This is a genomic window from Gordonia sihwensis NBRC 108236, assembly GCF_000333035.1.
GTDB lineage: Bacteria > Actinomycetota > Actinomycetes > Mycobacteriales > Mycobacteriaceae > Gordonia > Gordonia sihwensis.
Genome location: NZ_BANU01000003.1, coordinates 59420 through 74677, shown reverse-complemented (window position 1 = coordinate 74677; position 15258 = coordinate 59420). Strand labels below are relative to the sequence as shown.

The 15258-nt window shown below is 69.2% G+C and carries 14 protein-coding genes; 11 read left to right on the top strand and 3 right to left on the bottom strand.

All coding sequences use genetic code 11. The features are described 5' to 3' along the window. The first annotated feature begins 64 nt into the window (after positions 1 to 64). From GSI01S_RS02860 to GSI01S_RS02850, 3 genes are read left to right on the top strand one after another with little or no spacing between them, the layout of a single operon-like run. A complete protein-coding gene (locus tag GSI01S_RS02860) occupies positions 65 to 1045 on the top strand; it encodes an ABC transporter ATP-binding protein (protein ID WP_045539147.1) in 981 nt (326 codons plus the stop codon). Next, positions 1042 to 1845 (top strand): ABC transporter permease, encoded by an 804-nt coding sequence (locus tag GSI01S_RS02855; protein WP_006894858.1) that lies wholly within the window; start codon positions 1042 to 1044, stop codon positions 1843 to 1845. Before GSI01S_RS02860 ends, GSI01S_RS02855 begins: the two co-directional genes overlap by 4 nt. After that, entirely contained in the window at positions 1842 to 2762 is a 921-nt protein-coding gene (locus tag GSI01S_RS02850; RefSeq protein WP_006894857.1) for a COX15/CtaA family protein, read from the top strand. The genes GSI01S_RS02855 and GSI01S_RS02850 overlap by 4 nt, the downstream gene beginning before the upstream one ends. An 87-nt stretch (positions 2763 to 2849) precedes the next feature. On the opposite strand, the gene GSI01S_RS02845 is transcribed toward GSI01S_RS02850, so the two are convergent. Further along, a complete protein-coding gene (locus GSI01S_RS02845) occupies positions 2850 to 3230 on the bottom strand; it encodes a hypothetical protein (protein WP_006894856.1) in 381 nt (126 codons plus the stop codon). Between the two features lie 35 nt (positions 3231 to 3265). Here GSI01S_RS02845 and GSI01S_RS02840 point away from each other — a divergent pair, with 35 nt between their 5' ends. Together GSI01S_RS02840 and GSI01S_RS02835 are read left to right on the top strand one after the other, a co-directional pair. Next, positions 3266 to 4243, top strand: a complete 978-nt coding sequence (locus GSI01S_RS02840; RefSeq protein ID WP_006894855.1) for a quinone oxidoreductase family protein — start codon at positions 3266 to 3268, stop codon at positions 4241 to 4243. Next, positions 4236 to 4952, top strand: a complete 717-nt coding sequence (locus GSI01S_RS02835) for a hypothetical protein (RefSeq protein WP_006894854.1) — start codon at positions 4236 to 4238, stop codon at positions 4950 to 4952. The genes GSI01S_RS02840 and GSI01S_RS02835 overlap by 8 nt, the downstream gene beginning before the upstream one ends. Positions 4953 to 4988: 36 nt before the next feature. Here the strand turns inward: GSI01S_RS02835 and GSI01S_RS02830 are convergent, their stop codons facing one another. Together GSI01S_RS02830 and GSI01S_RS02825 are read right to left on the bottom strand one after the other, a co-directional pair. Further along, complete coding sequence (locus GSI01S_RS02830) at positions 4989 to 6233, bottom strand: hypothetical protein (protein ID WP_231650313.1); 1245 nt, start codon at positions 6231 to 6233, stop codon at positions 4989 to 4991. A gap of 38 nt (positions 6234 to 6271) precedes the next feature. Further along, on the bottom strand, positions 6272 to 7228 hold the full coding sequence (locus tag GSI01S_RS02825) for a heme o synthase (RefSeq protein ID WP_006894852.1): 957 nt from the start codon (positions 7226 to 7228) through the stop codon (positions 6272 to 6274). Between the two features lie 361 nt (positions 7229 to 7589). On the opposite strand from GSI01S_RS02825, the gene tkt reads away from it, so the two are divergent. The 6 genes from tkt (at position 7590) to ehuB (ending at position 15246) form a co-directional block, all read left to right on the top strand. Further along, positions 7590 to 9665, top strand: a complete 2076-nt coding sequence (tkt, locus tag GSI01S_RS02820) for a transketolase (RefSeq protein WP_006894851.1) — start codon at positions 7590 to 7592, stop codon at positions 9663 to 9665. Positions 9666 to 9748: 83 nt separating this feature from the next. After that, positions 9749 to 10867, top strand: coding sequence for a transaldolase (gene tal, locus GSI01S_RS02815; protein ID WP_006894850.1), 1119 nt, complete (start codon positions 9749 to 9751; stop codon positions 10865 to 10867). A gap of 39 nt (positions 10868 to 10906) precedes the next feature. Continuing rightward, positions 10907 to 12448, top strand: coding sequence for a glucose-6-phosphate dehydrogenase (gene zwf, locus GSI01S_RS02810; protein ID WP_006894849.1), 1542 nt, complete (start codon positions 10907 to 10909; stop codon positions 12446 to 12448). Next, positions 12445 to 13389, top strand: coding sequence for a glucose-6-phosphate dehydrogenase assembly protein OpcA (locus GSI01S_RS02805; protein ID WP_006894848.1), 945 nt, complete (start codon positions 12445 to 12447; stop codon positions 13387 to 13389). The genes zwf and GSI01S_RS02805 overlap by 4 nt, the downstream gene beginning before the upstream one ends. Beyond that, positions 13386 to 14111, top strand: a complete 726-nt coding sequence (gene pgl, locus GSI01S_RS02800; RefSeq protein ID WP_006894847.1) for a 6-phosphogluconolactonase — start codon at positions 13386 to 13388, stop codon at positions 14109 to 14111. Before GSI01S_RS02805 ends, pgl begins: the two co-directional genes overlap by 4 nt. A gap of 301 nt (positions 14112 to 14412) precedes the next feature. Further along, entirely contained in the window at positions 14413 to 15246 is an 834-nt protein-coding gene (gene ehuB / locus GSI01S_RS02795; protein WP_085950733.1) for an ectoine/hydroxyectoine ABC transporter substrate-binding protein EhuB, read from the top strand. Positions 15247 to 15258 lie beyond the last annotated feature (12 nt).

The window sequence follows — 15258 nt, the reverse complement described above, 5'->3', positions numbered from 1 at the left end:
GCACCGTTCGGCCGGCACCGCCCCGCAGCCCGGTGACCTGCGTCGCTCGCCTAGGCTGTTGGGCGTGCATGAAGCTCTTTCGCCCGGTACCGGGCCGGATCACCGACCGGCTTCGGGCGACGCGGCGCTCCTGGTCCGGGGTCTGGTGAAGAAGTTCGGGGACAAGACCGCCGTCGACGGGCTCGATCTGAGGCTGCCACGCGGCGAACTGCTCGCGCTGCTCGGCCCGAACGGCGCCGGTAAGACCACCACCGTCGAGATCTGCGAGGGATTCACCCGGCCGGACGCGGGCGAGGTCCGAGTGCTCGGCCTCGATCCCATCGCCGACAACGACGCGCTGCGAACCCGGATCGGCGTGATGCTGCAGGGCGGCGGAGCGTATCCGGGGGCGAAGGCCAAGGAGATGCTTCGCCTCTGCGCCGCGTACAGCGCCGATCCCCTCGATCCCGAGTGGTTGATGGACGCCCTCGGCCTCACGGAGGTCGCGAACACGGGATTCCGCCGCCTCTCCGGCGGCCAGCAGCAGCGACTCTCGCTGGCGTGCGCGCTGGTCGGCCGGCCGGAACTGGTCTTCCTCGACGAGCCCACCGCCGGCCTCGACGCACACGCGCGAATCATGGTGTGGGAGTTGATCTCCCGACTCCGCGCCGACGGGGTGTCGATTCTGCTGACCACGCATCTGCTCGATGAGGCCGAGGAACTCGCCGACCAGATCGTCATCATCGACCGCGGGCGCGCCGTCGCCGCGGGTACACCGTCCGACCTCGTCCGGCGCGATGCCGAGCGCCGGCTGCGGCTCAGCGTCTCGGGGGTCGACGCGACCGAACTCCGGAACGGGCTCCAGGATGCACTCCCCGCCGGCTACCGCTGCACGCTCTCGCCGACCGGTGAGCATGTGGTGACCGGCGACATCACGCCCGCCGTGGTCTCGGCGATCGCACAGTTCTGCGCCGACCGCGGAATCCTGATCGACTCGCTCAACGTGGCCAGCAACAGCCTGCAGGACGTCTTCCTCAGCCTCACCGGACGGGAGGTGCGCGCATGAGCACCGAGGTACCCGCGACCAATCGCTTTCCGAGCGGAACGTTCACTCCGCGTCCGCGGCCCGCTCCGCTCACCCGGATGCTGGCGGCTCAGACTCGCATGGAGCTGGTTCTGCTGCTCCGCAACGGCGAACAGCTGCTGCTGACGATGTTCATCCCGATCACCATGCTGATCGGTCTGAGCCTGCTCCCCCTCGACACCGAGGCCGGCGACACGCCCGCCGCGCGCGCCGCCACTTTCGTGCCCGCGATCCTGGCGGTCGCGATCATGTCGACCGCCTTCACCGGGCAGGCGATCGCGGTCGGCTTCGACCGCCGCTACGGTGCGCTCAAGCGACTGGGCGCCACCCCGATACCGCGGTGGGGCATCATCGCCGGCAAGTCACTCGCGGTACTCATCGTGGTGGTCCTGCAGTCGATCATCATCGGTGGCATCGGCATGGCCTTCGGCTGGCGGCCGAGCATCGCGGGTCTGCTGCTCGGCGCGGTGGCGATCGCGGTCGGCACGGTCGCGTTCGCCAGCCTGGGACTGCTCCTCGGCGGCACGCTCAAAGCGGAGGTGGTACTCGCCCTCGGCAACCTGATCTGGTTCGTCCTGCTCGGTCTGGCCGGGCTCGTCGTCTTCGATCAGCATGTGCCCGACGCGGCGCGGACTGTCGCCCGCCTCTCCCCCTCCGGTGCTCTCACCGAGGCGCTCACCCGGGCCCTCGACTCGTCGTTCGACGTCTTCGGCTTCTGTGTCCTGATCGTGTGGGCCGCGATCGGCGGCGCGCTGGCAGTTAGGTGGTTCCGCTTCCAATGATCGACTCCTGGTTCGGCTTCAAGAGGCCGACCGCGACATACCTCTATTACTGGGCGATCGCCAACCTCGCCGCCAACGTGCTGCTGGTGGTGACCGGCGGCGCGGTGCGGGTCACCGACTCGGGCCTCGGCTGTCCCACGTGGCCCCAGTGCACCTCGGGCTCGGTGACACCGCACGCCGCGATGGGCATCCACGGGCTGATCGAGTTCGGCAACCGGATGCTCACCTGGGTGCTCGTGGTCATCGCGATCGCCACCTGGGTGGCCGCGATGCGGCGCGTCCCGGTCGACCGACTGTCGCGGCGGCTGGCCACCGGGGTCGCGATGGGTGTTCCGCTGCAGGCGATCATCGGCGGCATCACGGTGCTGACCAACCTGAACCCGTGGATCGTGGCCTTCCACTTCCTCGCGACGATGGTGATCATCTCGCTGGCCACCTGGATGGTGGTGCACACCGGGTCGGCCGCCCGTGGACCGGACGCCGGCGAGCCGGGGGCGACCGATGCCGAATCCGCGGTTCTCCGACGGTTCGGAGTCCTGCTCGCCTGGGCTCTGTACGCACTGACGTGGGTCACCATCTATCTCGGCACGGTGGTCACCGGTTCCGGACCGCACGCGGGCGACATCAAGGCGCACCGCAACGGTCTGGAGCCGACGCAGGCCACTCAGCTCCACGTGGACGCCGTCTGGACACTCGTGGGACTGACGGCCGCGCTCATCCTCCTGGCGGTGGCTGCGGTGCCGTCGCTGCGCCGCGCCGCACTGATCTTCGGCGGCGTGATCGTGGTACAGGGGATCATCGGCTACGTGCAGTACGCGGCCGGTCTTCCCGAGGTGCTCGTCATCCTCCACATGTTCGGCAGCGCTCTGCTCATGATCGGCGCGACGCAGCTCGTGCTCGCGACGACGCGCCGCTGATCCGCCGGATCTGACACGAGAACCCGGCGACCGCGTACGGTCGCCGGGTTCTGCGCTGTGCGCACGTGTCGCAGTGCGCGTACGTCGTCAGTCGAGGATCTTGCGGTTGCGCGCCTTGGGAAACCGCGACTGGTGGGCCACCCAACCGGCCATCTGGCGCCAGTGCGACGGCTTCACCTCGGTGACCGAGGTCAGATCCCGGTCCCACTCCGCGCGCTCGAGTCCGTCGACCGCTTCGATGACCGCGTCCGCGGTCCGCACGCTGTCGACCACCTGATCGCCCAGAATCCCGCCGGCCTCACCCACCAGGGTGATCCGCACTCCCGCGGCACCCGCAGGCTGGACCACGGCCTTGGCCGAACCGCCCTCGGCGGCGACGAACTTTCCGATCGCGGAGACTACGGCGCTCGGCGCGGCCGCGACGGATTCGGAAGCAGTGGCTGTGGACGCAGCGGTGTCATCGCTCATGACTGCCGAGTATAGCGGCGTGCGAAAATGGACCCATGCGTGCGATCCAAGTGTCCGCTCACGGCGGTCCGGAAGTCCTTCGACTCGTCGATCTCCCCGATCCCGAACCGGCGCCCGGCGAGGTGGTGGTCGCCGTCTCCGCGGCCGGGGTGAACTTCATCGACACGTACCTGCGCACCGGAATGTACCCGTCGCCCACCCCGTTCGTGCCGGGCAGCGAAGGCGCGGGCCGGATCGTCGCCGTCGGCGACGGCGTCGAGCACCGTGCCGTCGGCGACCGGGTGGCCTGGTGCGACGCCTCGGCCGGCTACGCCGAGTACGTCCGTATCCGCGCCGATCGGGCACTTCCGGTACCCGACGGCGTCTCCCTCGCCGCCGCGGGATCGTCGATGCTGCGCGGCAACACCGTCCACTATCTGCTCGACGGCAGCGCACATCCCGAGGCGGGCGACACCGTGCTGTTGCATGCCGGGGCCGGCGGCATCGGGCTGCTGCTGACCCAGTGGGCGAGCGCGCGGGGCATCCGGGTGATCACCACGGTCTCCTCCGACGAGAAGGAACAGCTCTCGCGCGCGGCCGGTGCCGCCGAGGTCCTGCGCTACGGCGACGACGTGGCCGCACGGGTCCGCGATCTCACCGACGGGCGCGGGGCGCGGGTGGTGTACGACGGCGTCGGAGCGGCGACCTTCGAGCAATCCCTGGCCGCGACCGCCGTCCGCGGCACCATCGTGCTCTTCGGCGCCGCCAGCGGACCGGTGCCCCCGTTCGACCTGCAACGACTCAATCCGGCCGGATCACTGTCGGTGACCCGGCCCACGCTGACCCACTTCATCGCCGACCCCGCCGAGTTCGCGTGGCGTTCCGGTCAGTTCTTCGACGCCGTCGCTAGCGGTGAGCTGACCGTGACCGTCGGACAGTCGTTCCCGCTGGAGCAGGCCGCCGAGGCCCACCGCGCACTCGAATCCCGAAGCACGGTCGGGTCGACGATGCTCGCTGTCGCCGACGATGACTGAGCCGGCAGCGAAGAGCGCCGGCGGGCCGGCCGCCGGTCTGCGCTGGGCCGTGGTCGCCGTCGCCGCGATCGCTCTGCTGGCGGCGTCTCGGCCCTTCGGTCCGGTGGCACTGATGGTGGCCCTCGCCGTCGCACTGGCCGTGGGTCTGCTGGCGGTCTCGGTGCCGATGCCGTCCCGGATCGCCGCCACCGCGCGTCCGGCTGCACCCTCGCCGGTCTCGGTGGAGGAGCGCTGGCGGCGCAGCGCGGCCCACCACGACGAGGTTCTCAGCGCGTACGGTTCCTTCGAACTCGATCCGGCCATGCTCCTGCGGTATCCGGGGCTCTGGGACCTGTCGGCGCCCGCGATCATCGCATTCCACGACAGTCTGGCCACGGCCGGTGAGCTCCGCACCGACCGCTTCCCCGGGGACGCCGCCGGTGAGCGCTACATCGCCGCCGTGACCGACCTGCGCAGCACCTGGGCCGCGGCCGACCGCTTCGCGCGGAGTACCGGGACCGACGACCTCGACCCCGCCGACGCCCGCGACTGCCGACGCGCGCTGAAGCTGCTCGCCCACGCGGACGGGGCCCGGAGCCAGGAACGCGCGGCCTATCTGCAGCAGGTGCTGACCACCGTCGATCGTCTCACCGAACGGGGTGTGGTTCCCCAGACCGAACGCGTCCGGGCCGGGCTGACCGCGCAGCTCCGGCGCGCGATCGAGGCGTGAGCCCGTGCGGGCCGGCCTCTGCGGCGGCGTCCCTCGCTAGCGGCGTCCCTCGCGCAGAAACTTCCCGTTCGGCGAGTAGACGCCCGTCGCCCCGACCGCGTCGGGACCGACCTGCATCTGCACCGTGACCGGCAGCCGATCCGCCGCCGGATCGTCGTCGCCGGGCGCGACGCCGATCTTGAGTCCGACGGCATCGCGGTCGTAGGCCGCCACCCGATGTCTGCGCACCAGGTCGTCGCGGATCCGCACCATCGTCGCTCCGGTCAGTCCGGTCAGCGAGAAACCATCGGGGTCGGACGCCGAGTCGGTCTCGGACAGTTCCGGGAACCGACCGGGCTGCACCCAGATCCGGTAGATGCCGCCGCCGTCCAGTTCCAGCTCGACACCGGGGTGCGCCACGCCGATCCACGGCGCGGCCTCATCGACGGCCTTGTACGCGATCGAACGGAGCACGGCCCCATCGGGATCGATGCCCTCGTCCTTCAGCACACGCTCGGCAACCGAGAGGAACTCACTCAGGGACGCGGCGCCGACGGTGTCGGCGACCCGCCCGTGCAGATCCGTCTCGATGCTCTCCCCGCCGGACTGGCCGAATCGGGCCACCACCTTGTCGTCGACCGAGCGCGGGCCGATCTCGATGCCGCCGCTGGAGGTCGGCTCCGGATAGCCGATCTTCTGGCGCGCGGCGCTCACCCGGGCGGCCGCGGCGTTCAGGTCCAAGTGGGCGACATCGGCGCGGGTGAACACGGTGCGCTCGCCGGTGCGCGCCGGATCCGAGTCGCTCCACGATGTTCCCGATCGATACGAGGCGATCTCCCGCCCGGTCCGCGGATCGAGCACGCGCACCGTCTCCCGATCGTCGTCGATGCTGATCTGCCTGATCGAGGACGAGCCGCCGGGAACGAGGCGGTCAGCGCGGTCCAGAGCGCGCGCCAGCGCTGCCGAGGGATCGCCGCCGCCCTCGAGCACCGCGTCACCGTCGGCGGCATGCGAATCGCTCGCCGTCTCGGGATCGGCCAGCACCGCCACGGTGGGCAGACCGACGAGCAGAACCGTCGCCACGACCACCGCGGCACCGCGCAGGGCGGACTTCTGGCCGTATCGACGGAGCGAGCCGATCAGCCCGATGGCGACACCGGCGCCGGCGACCGCGAACAGAACCGAGGTGACGGGAAGATCGACGACGACCGCGACCACCAGGCACAGTGTCGCGACGACCGCCGCGAGCGCTGTCCTCGTGACGGCCGGGCCCGGCTGCTTCACGCCGCGTGCAGTCCTCACTCTTTCACCTGCGGGCGCCTTGAGACTGCGAGTGTCGGTCAGAAGTAGCCGGCGACGGTCGGCAGATTGATGACCGCGTCGACAGCGAGGCCGCAGAACAGCAGCGCCAGGTACTCGTTGGACGTCAGGAAGATCTTGAGCGGCTTCACCTCGACGCCCTTGCGGGTCTCGACGTAGAGCTTGGTGACCATGTAGATGAACCACACGCCGGAGGCGACCGCGACGACGAGGTAGATCCACGACGCGGCCGGGATGAGCACGAAGGACGTGATGACGGTCAGCCAGGTGTACACCACCATGTGCGTGGTGACGCGCTCGTCACTGGCGATGACCGGGAACATCGGCACGCCCGCGGCGCGGTAGTCCTCGCGATAGCGCATGGCGAGCGCCCAGGTGTGCGGAGGGGTCCAGAAGAACACCACCAGGAACAGCACGAAGGGCTGCCAGCTGAGCGAATGCGTCACCGCCGCCCATCCGACGAGTGCGGGCATGCAGCCGGCGGCGCCGCCCCAGATCACGTTCTGCCACGTGCGGCGCTTGAGCACCAGCGTGTAGACGAAGACGTAGAAGCCGATGGTGATCAAAACCAGGATCGACGGCAGGAACGACCGCTCCCCCGCGTCGTTCGCGGTACCGAAGTAGAGCACGACGAACGACACGACCGCCAGGACGATGCCGAAGATCAGCGCATTGCGCACCGGCACCGCGTGACGGGCCAGCGGCCGGCGCTGCGTCCGCTTCATCTTCTGATCGATGTCGGCGTCGGCCACCATGTTCAGGCTGTTGGCGCTCGCGGCACCGAGCCACCCGCCGACCACGGTGATCAGGATCAGGCCGATGTCGACCGTTCCGCGCTCCGCCTGGAGCATCACCGGAATGGTCGAGACCAGAAGCAACTCGATGACACGCGGCTTGGTCAGCGCGATGTACGCCAGGACCATGCCCCACGCACGCGCACCGAGGCCGGCGTTCCCGGCCGGGTTCTCGGTAGACATCGAGGTCGAGGAGGCGTCGGTGTCCGCGCTTTCCCCAATACTCACAGATGCTCCTCACATAAGACCCGGCGTCATCGCGCCGCGCGATCCGTCCACGACGGATCCGGGCGACGGTCTGTACGCGACACTGGGCACACCGACGGGCTACTACAACCGATGGTAGACCCGGAGGTCTCTCATAACAGAATCCGCACTGCCCAGATCACACTTGCACTCAATCCTGGCGACCGCGCCCGCCGAAGGTGGTCCATCACACCGGAAAGTCCCCAGCCAGTCGCGCGCGAGCGTGCGGCGGACCGCTAGGCTGGAAATCACCATTGCGTCCGAGCACCCACGACAAGGCACAGGAGACTCCACCACCGTGGCGATTACCGACGAGATCCGCGAGCTCACCCAGCAGGTTCACCCCGCCGACTGGAGCGACCTGGACACCAAGGCCGTGGACACGGCTCGCATTCTGGCCGCGGACGCGGTACAGAAGTGCGGCAGCGGCCACCCCGGCACGGCGATGAGTCTGGCACCGCTGGCGTACACCCTGTATCAGCGCGTGATGCGCCACGATCCGTCCGATCCGGCCTGGGTGGGACGCGACCGGTTCGTCCTCTCGTGCGGCCACTCGAGCCTCACCCAGTACATCCAGCTGTATCTCGGTGGTTTCGGCCTCGAACTGGGCGATCTGGAGGCGCTGCGCACCTGGGGCTCGCTGACGCCCGGCCACCCCGAGTTCCGCCACACCAAGGGTGTGGAGATCACCACCGGCCCGCTCGGACAGGGGCTCGCGTCGGCGGTCGGCATGGCCATGGCGGCCCGGCGCGAGCGCGGCCTGTTCGATCCCGACGCACCGGCGGGCCAGAGCCCGTTCGATCATCACGTGTACGTGATCGCCTCGGACGGCGACATCGAAGAGGGCGTCACCTCCGAGGCCAGTTCCCTCGCGGGTACGCAGGAACTCGGGAACCTCATCGTCTTCTACGACCAGAACCACATCTCGATCGAGGACGACACCAGCATCGCGCTCTCGGAGGACACCGCCAAGCGTTACGAGGCGTACGGCTGGCACGTCCAGATCGTCGAGGGCGGCGAGAACATCGTCGCGATCGAAGAGGCGATCGAGAACGCGAAGGCCGTCACCGACAAGCCGTCGATCATCTGCCTGCGCACCATCATCGCCTGGCCGGCCCCCAACAAGATGAACACCGGCGCCTCGCACGGCTCGGCCCTGGGCGCCGACGAGGTCGCCGCGACCAAGGAGATCCTCGGATTCGACCCGGCCAAGAGCTTCGACGTCGACCCGGCCGTGCTCGGGCACACCCGGTCGCTGCAGGCTCGGGCCGCCGCCGAGCGAGCCGCGTGGCAGGAGGGCTTCGACGTCTGGGCCGCCGAGAACCCCCAGCGCAAGGAGCTGTTCGACCGGCTGGCCGCGCATGCGCTGCCCGAGGGCTGGACCGACGTGCTGCCGTCCTGGGAGGTCGGCGACAAGGATGTGGCGACCCGCTCGGCCTCGGGCAAGGTCCTCTCGGCGCTCGCGCCCGTCCTGCCCGAGCTGTGGGGCGGATCGGCCGACCTCGCAGGCTCCAACAACACCACGATGGACGGTGCCGTCTCGTTCGGTCCCGAAACCATCAGCACCGGGACCTGGAAAGCCGATCCGTACGGCCGGACCCTGCACTTCGGCATCCGCGAGCACGCGATGGGATCGATCCTGTCAGGCATCGTCCTGCACGGCCCGACGCGCGCGTACGGCGGAACCTTCCTGCAGTTCTCCGACTACATGCGGCCCGCGGTGCGTCTGGCCGCGCTGATGGAGATCGACCCGATCTACGTGTGGACCCACGACTCGATCGGCCTCGGCGAGGACGGTCCCACCCACCAGCCGGTGGAACATCTCGCCGCGCTGCGCGCGATTCCCCACCTGGACGTGGTCCGTCCCGCCGACGCCAATGAGACCGCTCACGCGTGGCGGCATCTGCTGACTCGCCGTCACCGGCCGGTCGGGCTGGCCCTGACCCGCCAGAACGTGCCGGTCCTGGAAGGCACCAGCTTCGAAGGAGTCGCCCGCGGCGGCTACGTCCTGTCCGACGCCGACGGGACCTTCGAGGTGGTGCTGATCGGCACCGGCTCGGAGGTGTCGCTGGCGGTGCAGGCGGCGCAGACGCTCGCCGCCGAGGGCATCGGCGCACGCGTGGTCTCGATGCCGTCGCTGGAGTGGTTCGCCGAGCAGGACGACGATTACCGCGAGTCGGTGCTGCCGACCGGCATTCCGCGCGTCGCCGTGGAAGCCGGCATCGCCATGCCGTGGCATGCGATCGTCGCGGGCGGCGAGATCGTCTCGCTGGAGCACTTCGGCGCTTCGGCTCCGTACCAGAAGCTGTACGACGAGTTCGGCATCACCGCCGACGCCGTCGCGGCCGCCGCCCGCCGCGTGCTCAACCGCTGACCTCCTGCGGTCGAGCGAGCGCAGCGAGTCGAAACCACCGCAACACGACATCCGACCCGATCCGGAGAACAGGAGTCATCCCCATGTCTCAGAACAAGAACCTCGCCGCCCTCTCGGAGGCCGGCGTGTCCGTCTGGCTCGACGACCTGTCCCGCGACCTGATCGCCTCGGGCGCTCTTCAGGATGAGATCGACACTCACTCGATCGTCGGCGTCACCACCAATCCCGCGATCTTCCAGAACTCGATCTCCAAATCCGAGAGCTACGCGGCTCAGGTCAAGGATCTCGCGTCGGTGGGCGCCGACGTCGATGCGGCCGTCACCGCCATCACCACCGACGACGTCCGTGCGGCGTGTGACGTCCTGCAGCAGGTCTTCGTCGACACCGACGGCCACGACGGCCGCGTCTCCATCGAGGTGGATCCGCGACTGGCGAACAAGACCGATGAGACCGTGGCGCAGGCGATCGAGCTGTGGAAGATCGTCGACCGCCCGAATCTGTTCATCAAGATCCCGGCCACCGAGGCCGGGCTGCCGGCGATCACCCGGGTGATCGCCGAGGGCATCAGCGTCAACGTGACCCTGATCTTCTCGGTGGACCGCTACCGCGCAGTGATGGACGCGTACCTCGACGGGCTGGACGCCGCACTCCGCAACGGCCACGACGCCGCCAAGATCGAGTCGGTCGCCTCGTTCTTCGTCTCCCGCGTCGACTCGGAGATCGACAAGCGCCTCGACGCCATCGGAACGCCCGAAGCGCTCGAGCTGCGAGGCAAGGCCGGTCTCGCGAACGCCCGCCTTGCCTACGCCGCCTACCGCGAAGTGTTCGAGACCGGGATCCGCTTCCCCGATCTCCAAGCGCACGGGGCGCTGCCCCAGCGCCCGCTGTGGGCGTCCACCGGGACCAAGAACGCCCAGTACCCGGACACCCTGTACGTGAGCGAACTGGTGGCGCCGAACACGGTCAACACGGTTCCGGTGAAGACTCTGAACGCCTTCGCTGACCACGGGTGGGTCGACACCGACTCGATCCTCGGCCGGGCCGAGGCGTCCCAGGAGGTGTTCGACTCACTCACTCGCGTGGGAGTCGATCTGCCCGACGTCTTCGCAGTATTGGAGGCCGAGGGGGTCAGCAAGTTCGAGGACGCCTGGAACGACCTCCTCGAGGCCACCCGGACGCAGCTCGACGCCGCGCAGCGCTAGCCGACACGACGCCCGGACGATACGAGAGGCCAGAGCGATATGGGACGTGCGGTCGACAAGCCGTGGAAGAACCCGCTTCGCGATCCGCATGACACGCGGCTGCCGAGGATCGCCGGGCCGTCCGCCCTGGTGATCTTCGGCGTCACCGGCGACCTCGCGCGCCGCAAGCTCATGCCGGCGATCTACGATCTCGCCAATCGGGGTCTGCTTCCGCCGAGCTTCGCGCTCGTCGGCTTCGCGAGGCGCGACTGGGAGCACGAAGACTTCGCCGACGTGGTTCGGGAGGCGGTGGAGGCGGGCAGCCGCACCGGCTTCCGACAGGAGGTGTGGGATCGGCTCGCCGAGGGCATCCGTTTCGTCGCGGGCACCTTCGAGGACGACGACGCCTTCGCCGCTCTGCAGCAGACGCTCGCCGATCTGGACCGGGAACGCGGGACCGACGGCAACCACGCCTACTATCTGTCGATCCCGCCGAAGGCGTTCCCTGTGGTCCTGAGCCAACTGCGGCGCACGGGGATGGCCGACCAGGACGGCGACAGCTGGCGGAGAGTCGTCATCGAGAAGCCCTTCGGCCACGACCTCGACAGCGCCCGGGAACTGAACGCCCTCGTGGGCAGCGTCTTCCCCGAGGAGTCGGTGTTCCGCATCGACCACTACCTCGGCAAGGAGACCGTTCAGAACATCCTGGCCCTGCGATTCGCCAACCAGCTGTTCGACCCGCTGTGGAGCTCGCACTACGTGGACCACGTGCAGATCACGATGGCCGAGGACATCGGACTCGGCGGCCGGGCCGGCTACTACGACGGCATCGGCGCGGCACGCGATGTGATCCAGAACCACCTCCTGCAACTGTTGGCGCTGGTCGCCATGGAGGAGCCGGTGTCGTTCTCGCCGCAGCATCTGCAGTCGGAGAAGATCAAGGTCCTCTCGGCGACGCGCAACATCACCCCGATCGACGAGAACTCGGCGCGGGGACAGTACGGTCCGGGATGGCAGGGCTCCGAACCCGTGGTCGGGCTGAAGGACGAGGAGGGTTTCTCCCCCGACTCCACCACCGAGACCTTCGCCGCGATCGCGTTGGAGGTCGACACGCGGCGCTGGGCCGGCGTGCCCTTCTACCTCCGCACCGGCAAGCGGCTGGGAAGGCGGGTCACCGAGATCGCGATCGTCTTCAAGAGAGCGCCGCACCTGCCCTTCGACGACACGATGACCGCCGAACTCGGCCAGAACGCCCTGGTGATCCGAGTGCAGCCCGACGAAGGCGTCACCCTGCGATTCGGGTCCAAGGTGCCGGGCACGAGCATGGAGGTCCGCGACGTCAACATGGACTTCTCGTACGGCGGCGCGTTCACCGTGTCGTCGCCGGAGGCCTACGAACGGCTCCTGCTCGACGTGCTGCTCGGCGAACCGTCCCTGTTCCCGGTGGCGCAAGAGGTGGAGCTCAGCTGGCAGATCCTCGACCCCGTACTCGAGGACTGGGCCCGGTCCGGTACACCCGACGAATACGAGTCGGGCACCTGGGGGCCGGCCTCGGCCGACGAGATGATGAACCGCACCGGACGAGCCTGGAGGCGCCCGTGATCGTCGATCTCCCCGACACCTCGACCCTCGAGACCAGCAAGAAGCTCGTCCAGATGCGGCGCACCGGGGGCGCTGTGACGCTCGGTCGCGTCCTGACGCTCGTCATCGACCTCGACGCCGACGACGATGCGGAGGACGCCGTCGAGGCGTCGAACCGCGCCAGCCGCGAGCATCCGTGCCGCGTCATCATGGTGGTGCGCCACGACCGCTCGGGACCGACGCGGCTGGATGCGCAGATCCGCGTCGGCGGCGACGCCGGAGCGTCGGAGGTGGTGGTGCTCCACCTCCACGGTTCGCTCGCCGATCATCCGCACGCCACCGTGACCCCCTTCCTGCTTCCCGACACCCCCGTCGTGACCTGGTGGCCGAGCCGGGCTCCCGCGCGGCCCGCCGACGACAAGCTGGGACGGCTCGCCTCGCGACGGATCACCGACGGCCGCCTCACCGACGACCCCGGCGCATTTCTGGGCGCTCGCCGGATCGGCTACTCACCGGGCGACACCGATCTCGCGTGGTCGGCCATCACCCAGTGGCGAGCGATGCTGGTGTCCGCACTGGACCGTCCCCCGCACAACGAGATCCTCCGTGCCCGAGTGGTGGGACCGCACGATGTCACGGGACTCGATCTGTTCGCCGGGTGGCTCGCCGCCGAACTCGGCGTCCCGGTGGTGCGCGCCGTCGGCGACATGTCGGTGACCCTGGTCCACACCGGAGGGGAACTGTCGATGAGTCAGGGACCGGACGGAAGCATCATCCGCAGCTCCGGCCACCCGGACGGACGGTCGGCCTTCGCTCGCCGGACCACCGCCGAATGCCTGGCCGAGGAACTTCGCAGCCTGGACGCCGACGAGGTGTACGAGCTGGCGCTGCAGGGACTGTCCGGCGTCACCCATGAGGACCGGGCGACAGCGGGCGGCACGACGGCGGAGCCGACCCGATGAGCGCCCCGGTGGAGCACCTGGTCTTCGATTCGTCGGCCGAACTCGTGGCGACGGCCGCCGCACGGTTCATCGCGACGGTGACCGCGGCGCAGGACGCCCGCGGGGTCGCGACGATCGCGCTCACCGGCGGAAGCAACGGAATCGCACTGCTGCGCGAGCTCGCCCGCCACCCCCGCGCCCTCGACTGGTCCCGCGTCGAACTGTACTGGGGTGACGAACGTTTCGTCCCCGCCGAGGATCCGGAGCGGAACTCGCTGCAGGCGCGTGAGGCACTGCTCGACCACGTGCCGGTCGAGGGCGCGCGGGTCCACGTGGCGGCGCCCTCCGACGGCGAGTTCGGCGACGACATCGACGCCGCGGCCGCCGACTACGCTCGCCGCCTGGGTTCCGGGACCGTCTTCGACATCCATCTGCTCGGCATGGGCGGTGAGGGGCACGTCAACTCCCTGTTCCCGCACAGCGCGGCAACCGCGGAGGACTCGCGTCCGGTCGTCGCGGTCACCGACTCCCCCAAGGCGCCGCCTCGCCGCATCACACTGACCTTCCCGGTCATCAACGCCTCCCGCGAGGTCTGGTTCCTCGTCTCGGGCGCCGAGAAGGCGGAGGCGGTCGCCGCGGCGGCGTCCGGCGCCGCGCGCGAGGACTGGCCGTGCGCCGGCGCTCACGGGGTCGAGAACACGGTGTGGTTCCTCGATCGCGCCGCGGCCTCGCAACTGTCCTGACCTCCGGTCCGCACCCCCGCGCCCGCCGACGATGATGCGATGGGCTTCTCAAAGCGCTCATCAGAAGTGATCCACCTTGCTACGGTCGATTCACCCGATAGTCAAGAGTGCGATCATACGAAACCAAGGGCCGCCGTACGTCACTCGCCGTTGAGAGCTCCTCCGCCATCGGCTCCGTCCGGACCGGGCCCGGCGGGAGAACACAGTGGCAAAGAAGATCAAGCAGACACACACGACCAAGCGACGGATCGCCGGCGACCGGCGACATGTGTTCCGCACGGCGGCGGCCGTGGCGGCCACGATGATCGTGACCGCGACAGCGCTGACCGCGTGCACCAAGACCGACACCGGCAGCGAGACCACGCTCGACGATCTGCGGAAGGCCGGAACCGTCACCGTGGCCTACGCCAATGAAGCGCCGTATTCGTTCGACGCCGACGGGCAGCTCACCGGCGGCACCATCGCACTCCACCGCGAAGTGTTCCGGCGGCTCGGCGTCAACGAACTCAAGGGCGTGAAGACCGACTGGGGCGGCCTCATCCCCGGACTCAACGCCAAACGATACGACCTGGTCAGCGCCGGAATGTCGATCACGCCGGAGCGGTGCGGCCAAGCCGCGTTCAGCGTTCCCGAGATCAACTACACCACCGCGCTGATGGTGCAGCCGGGCAATCCGAAGCACCTCACGGACATGGATTCGATCAAACGCTCCGGCGCGAAGATGGCGGCCATGACCGGTGCCATCGAGGCCGACTACGCCTCCGAACTGGACATCCCCGATCCGATGCTCGTCAAGGACCAGCAGTCCGGGATCGATGCCGTGAACTCCGGCCGGGTGGACGCCTTCGCTCTGACGGCGGTATCCCTGAACTACGCCAAGACGCACACGCCCGGCCTCAACGTCGAAGTCACGCAGCCGTTCATCGCGGTCATCGACGGCAAACCCCAGAACCCGGCGGGTGCGACGGTGTTCCGGAAGGAGGACACCTCCCTGCGCGACGCGTACAACGCCGAGGTGAAGAAGATCCTCGCCGACCGCACCGAGTACATGAAGATCCTCGGCCCGTTCGGCTTCACCGAGGAGAACATCCCCGATCCGTCACTCACCACCGACCGGTTGTGCCGCGGCGAGTGACCGGGTTCCGAT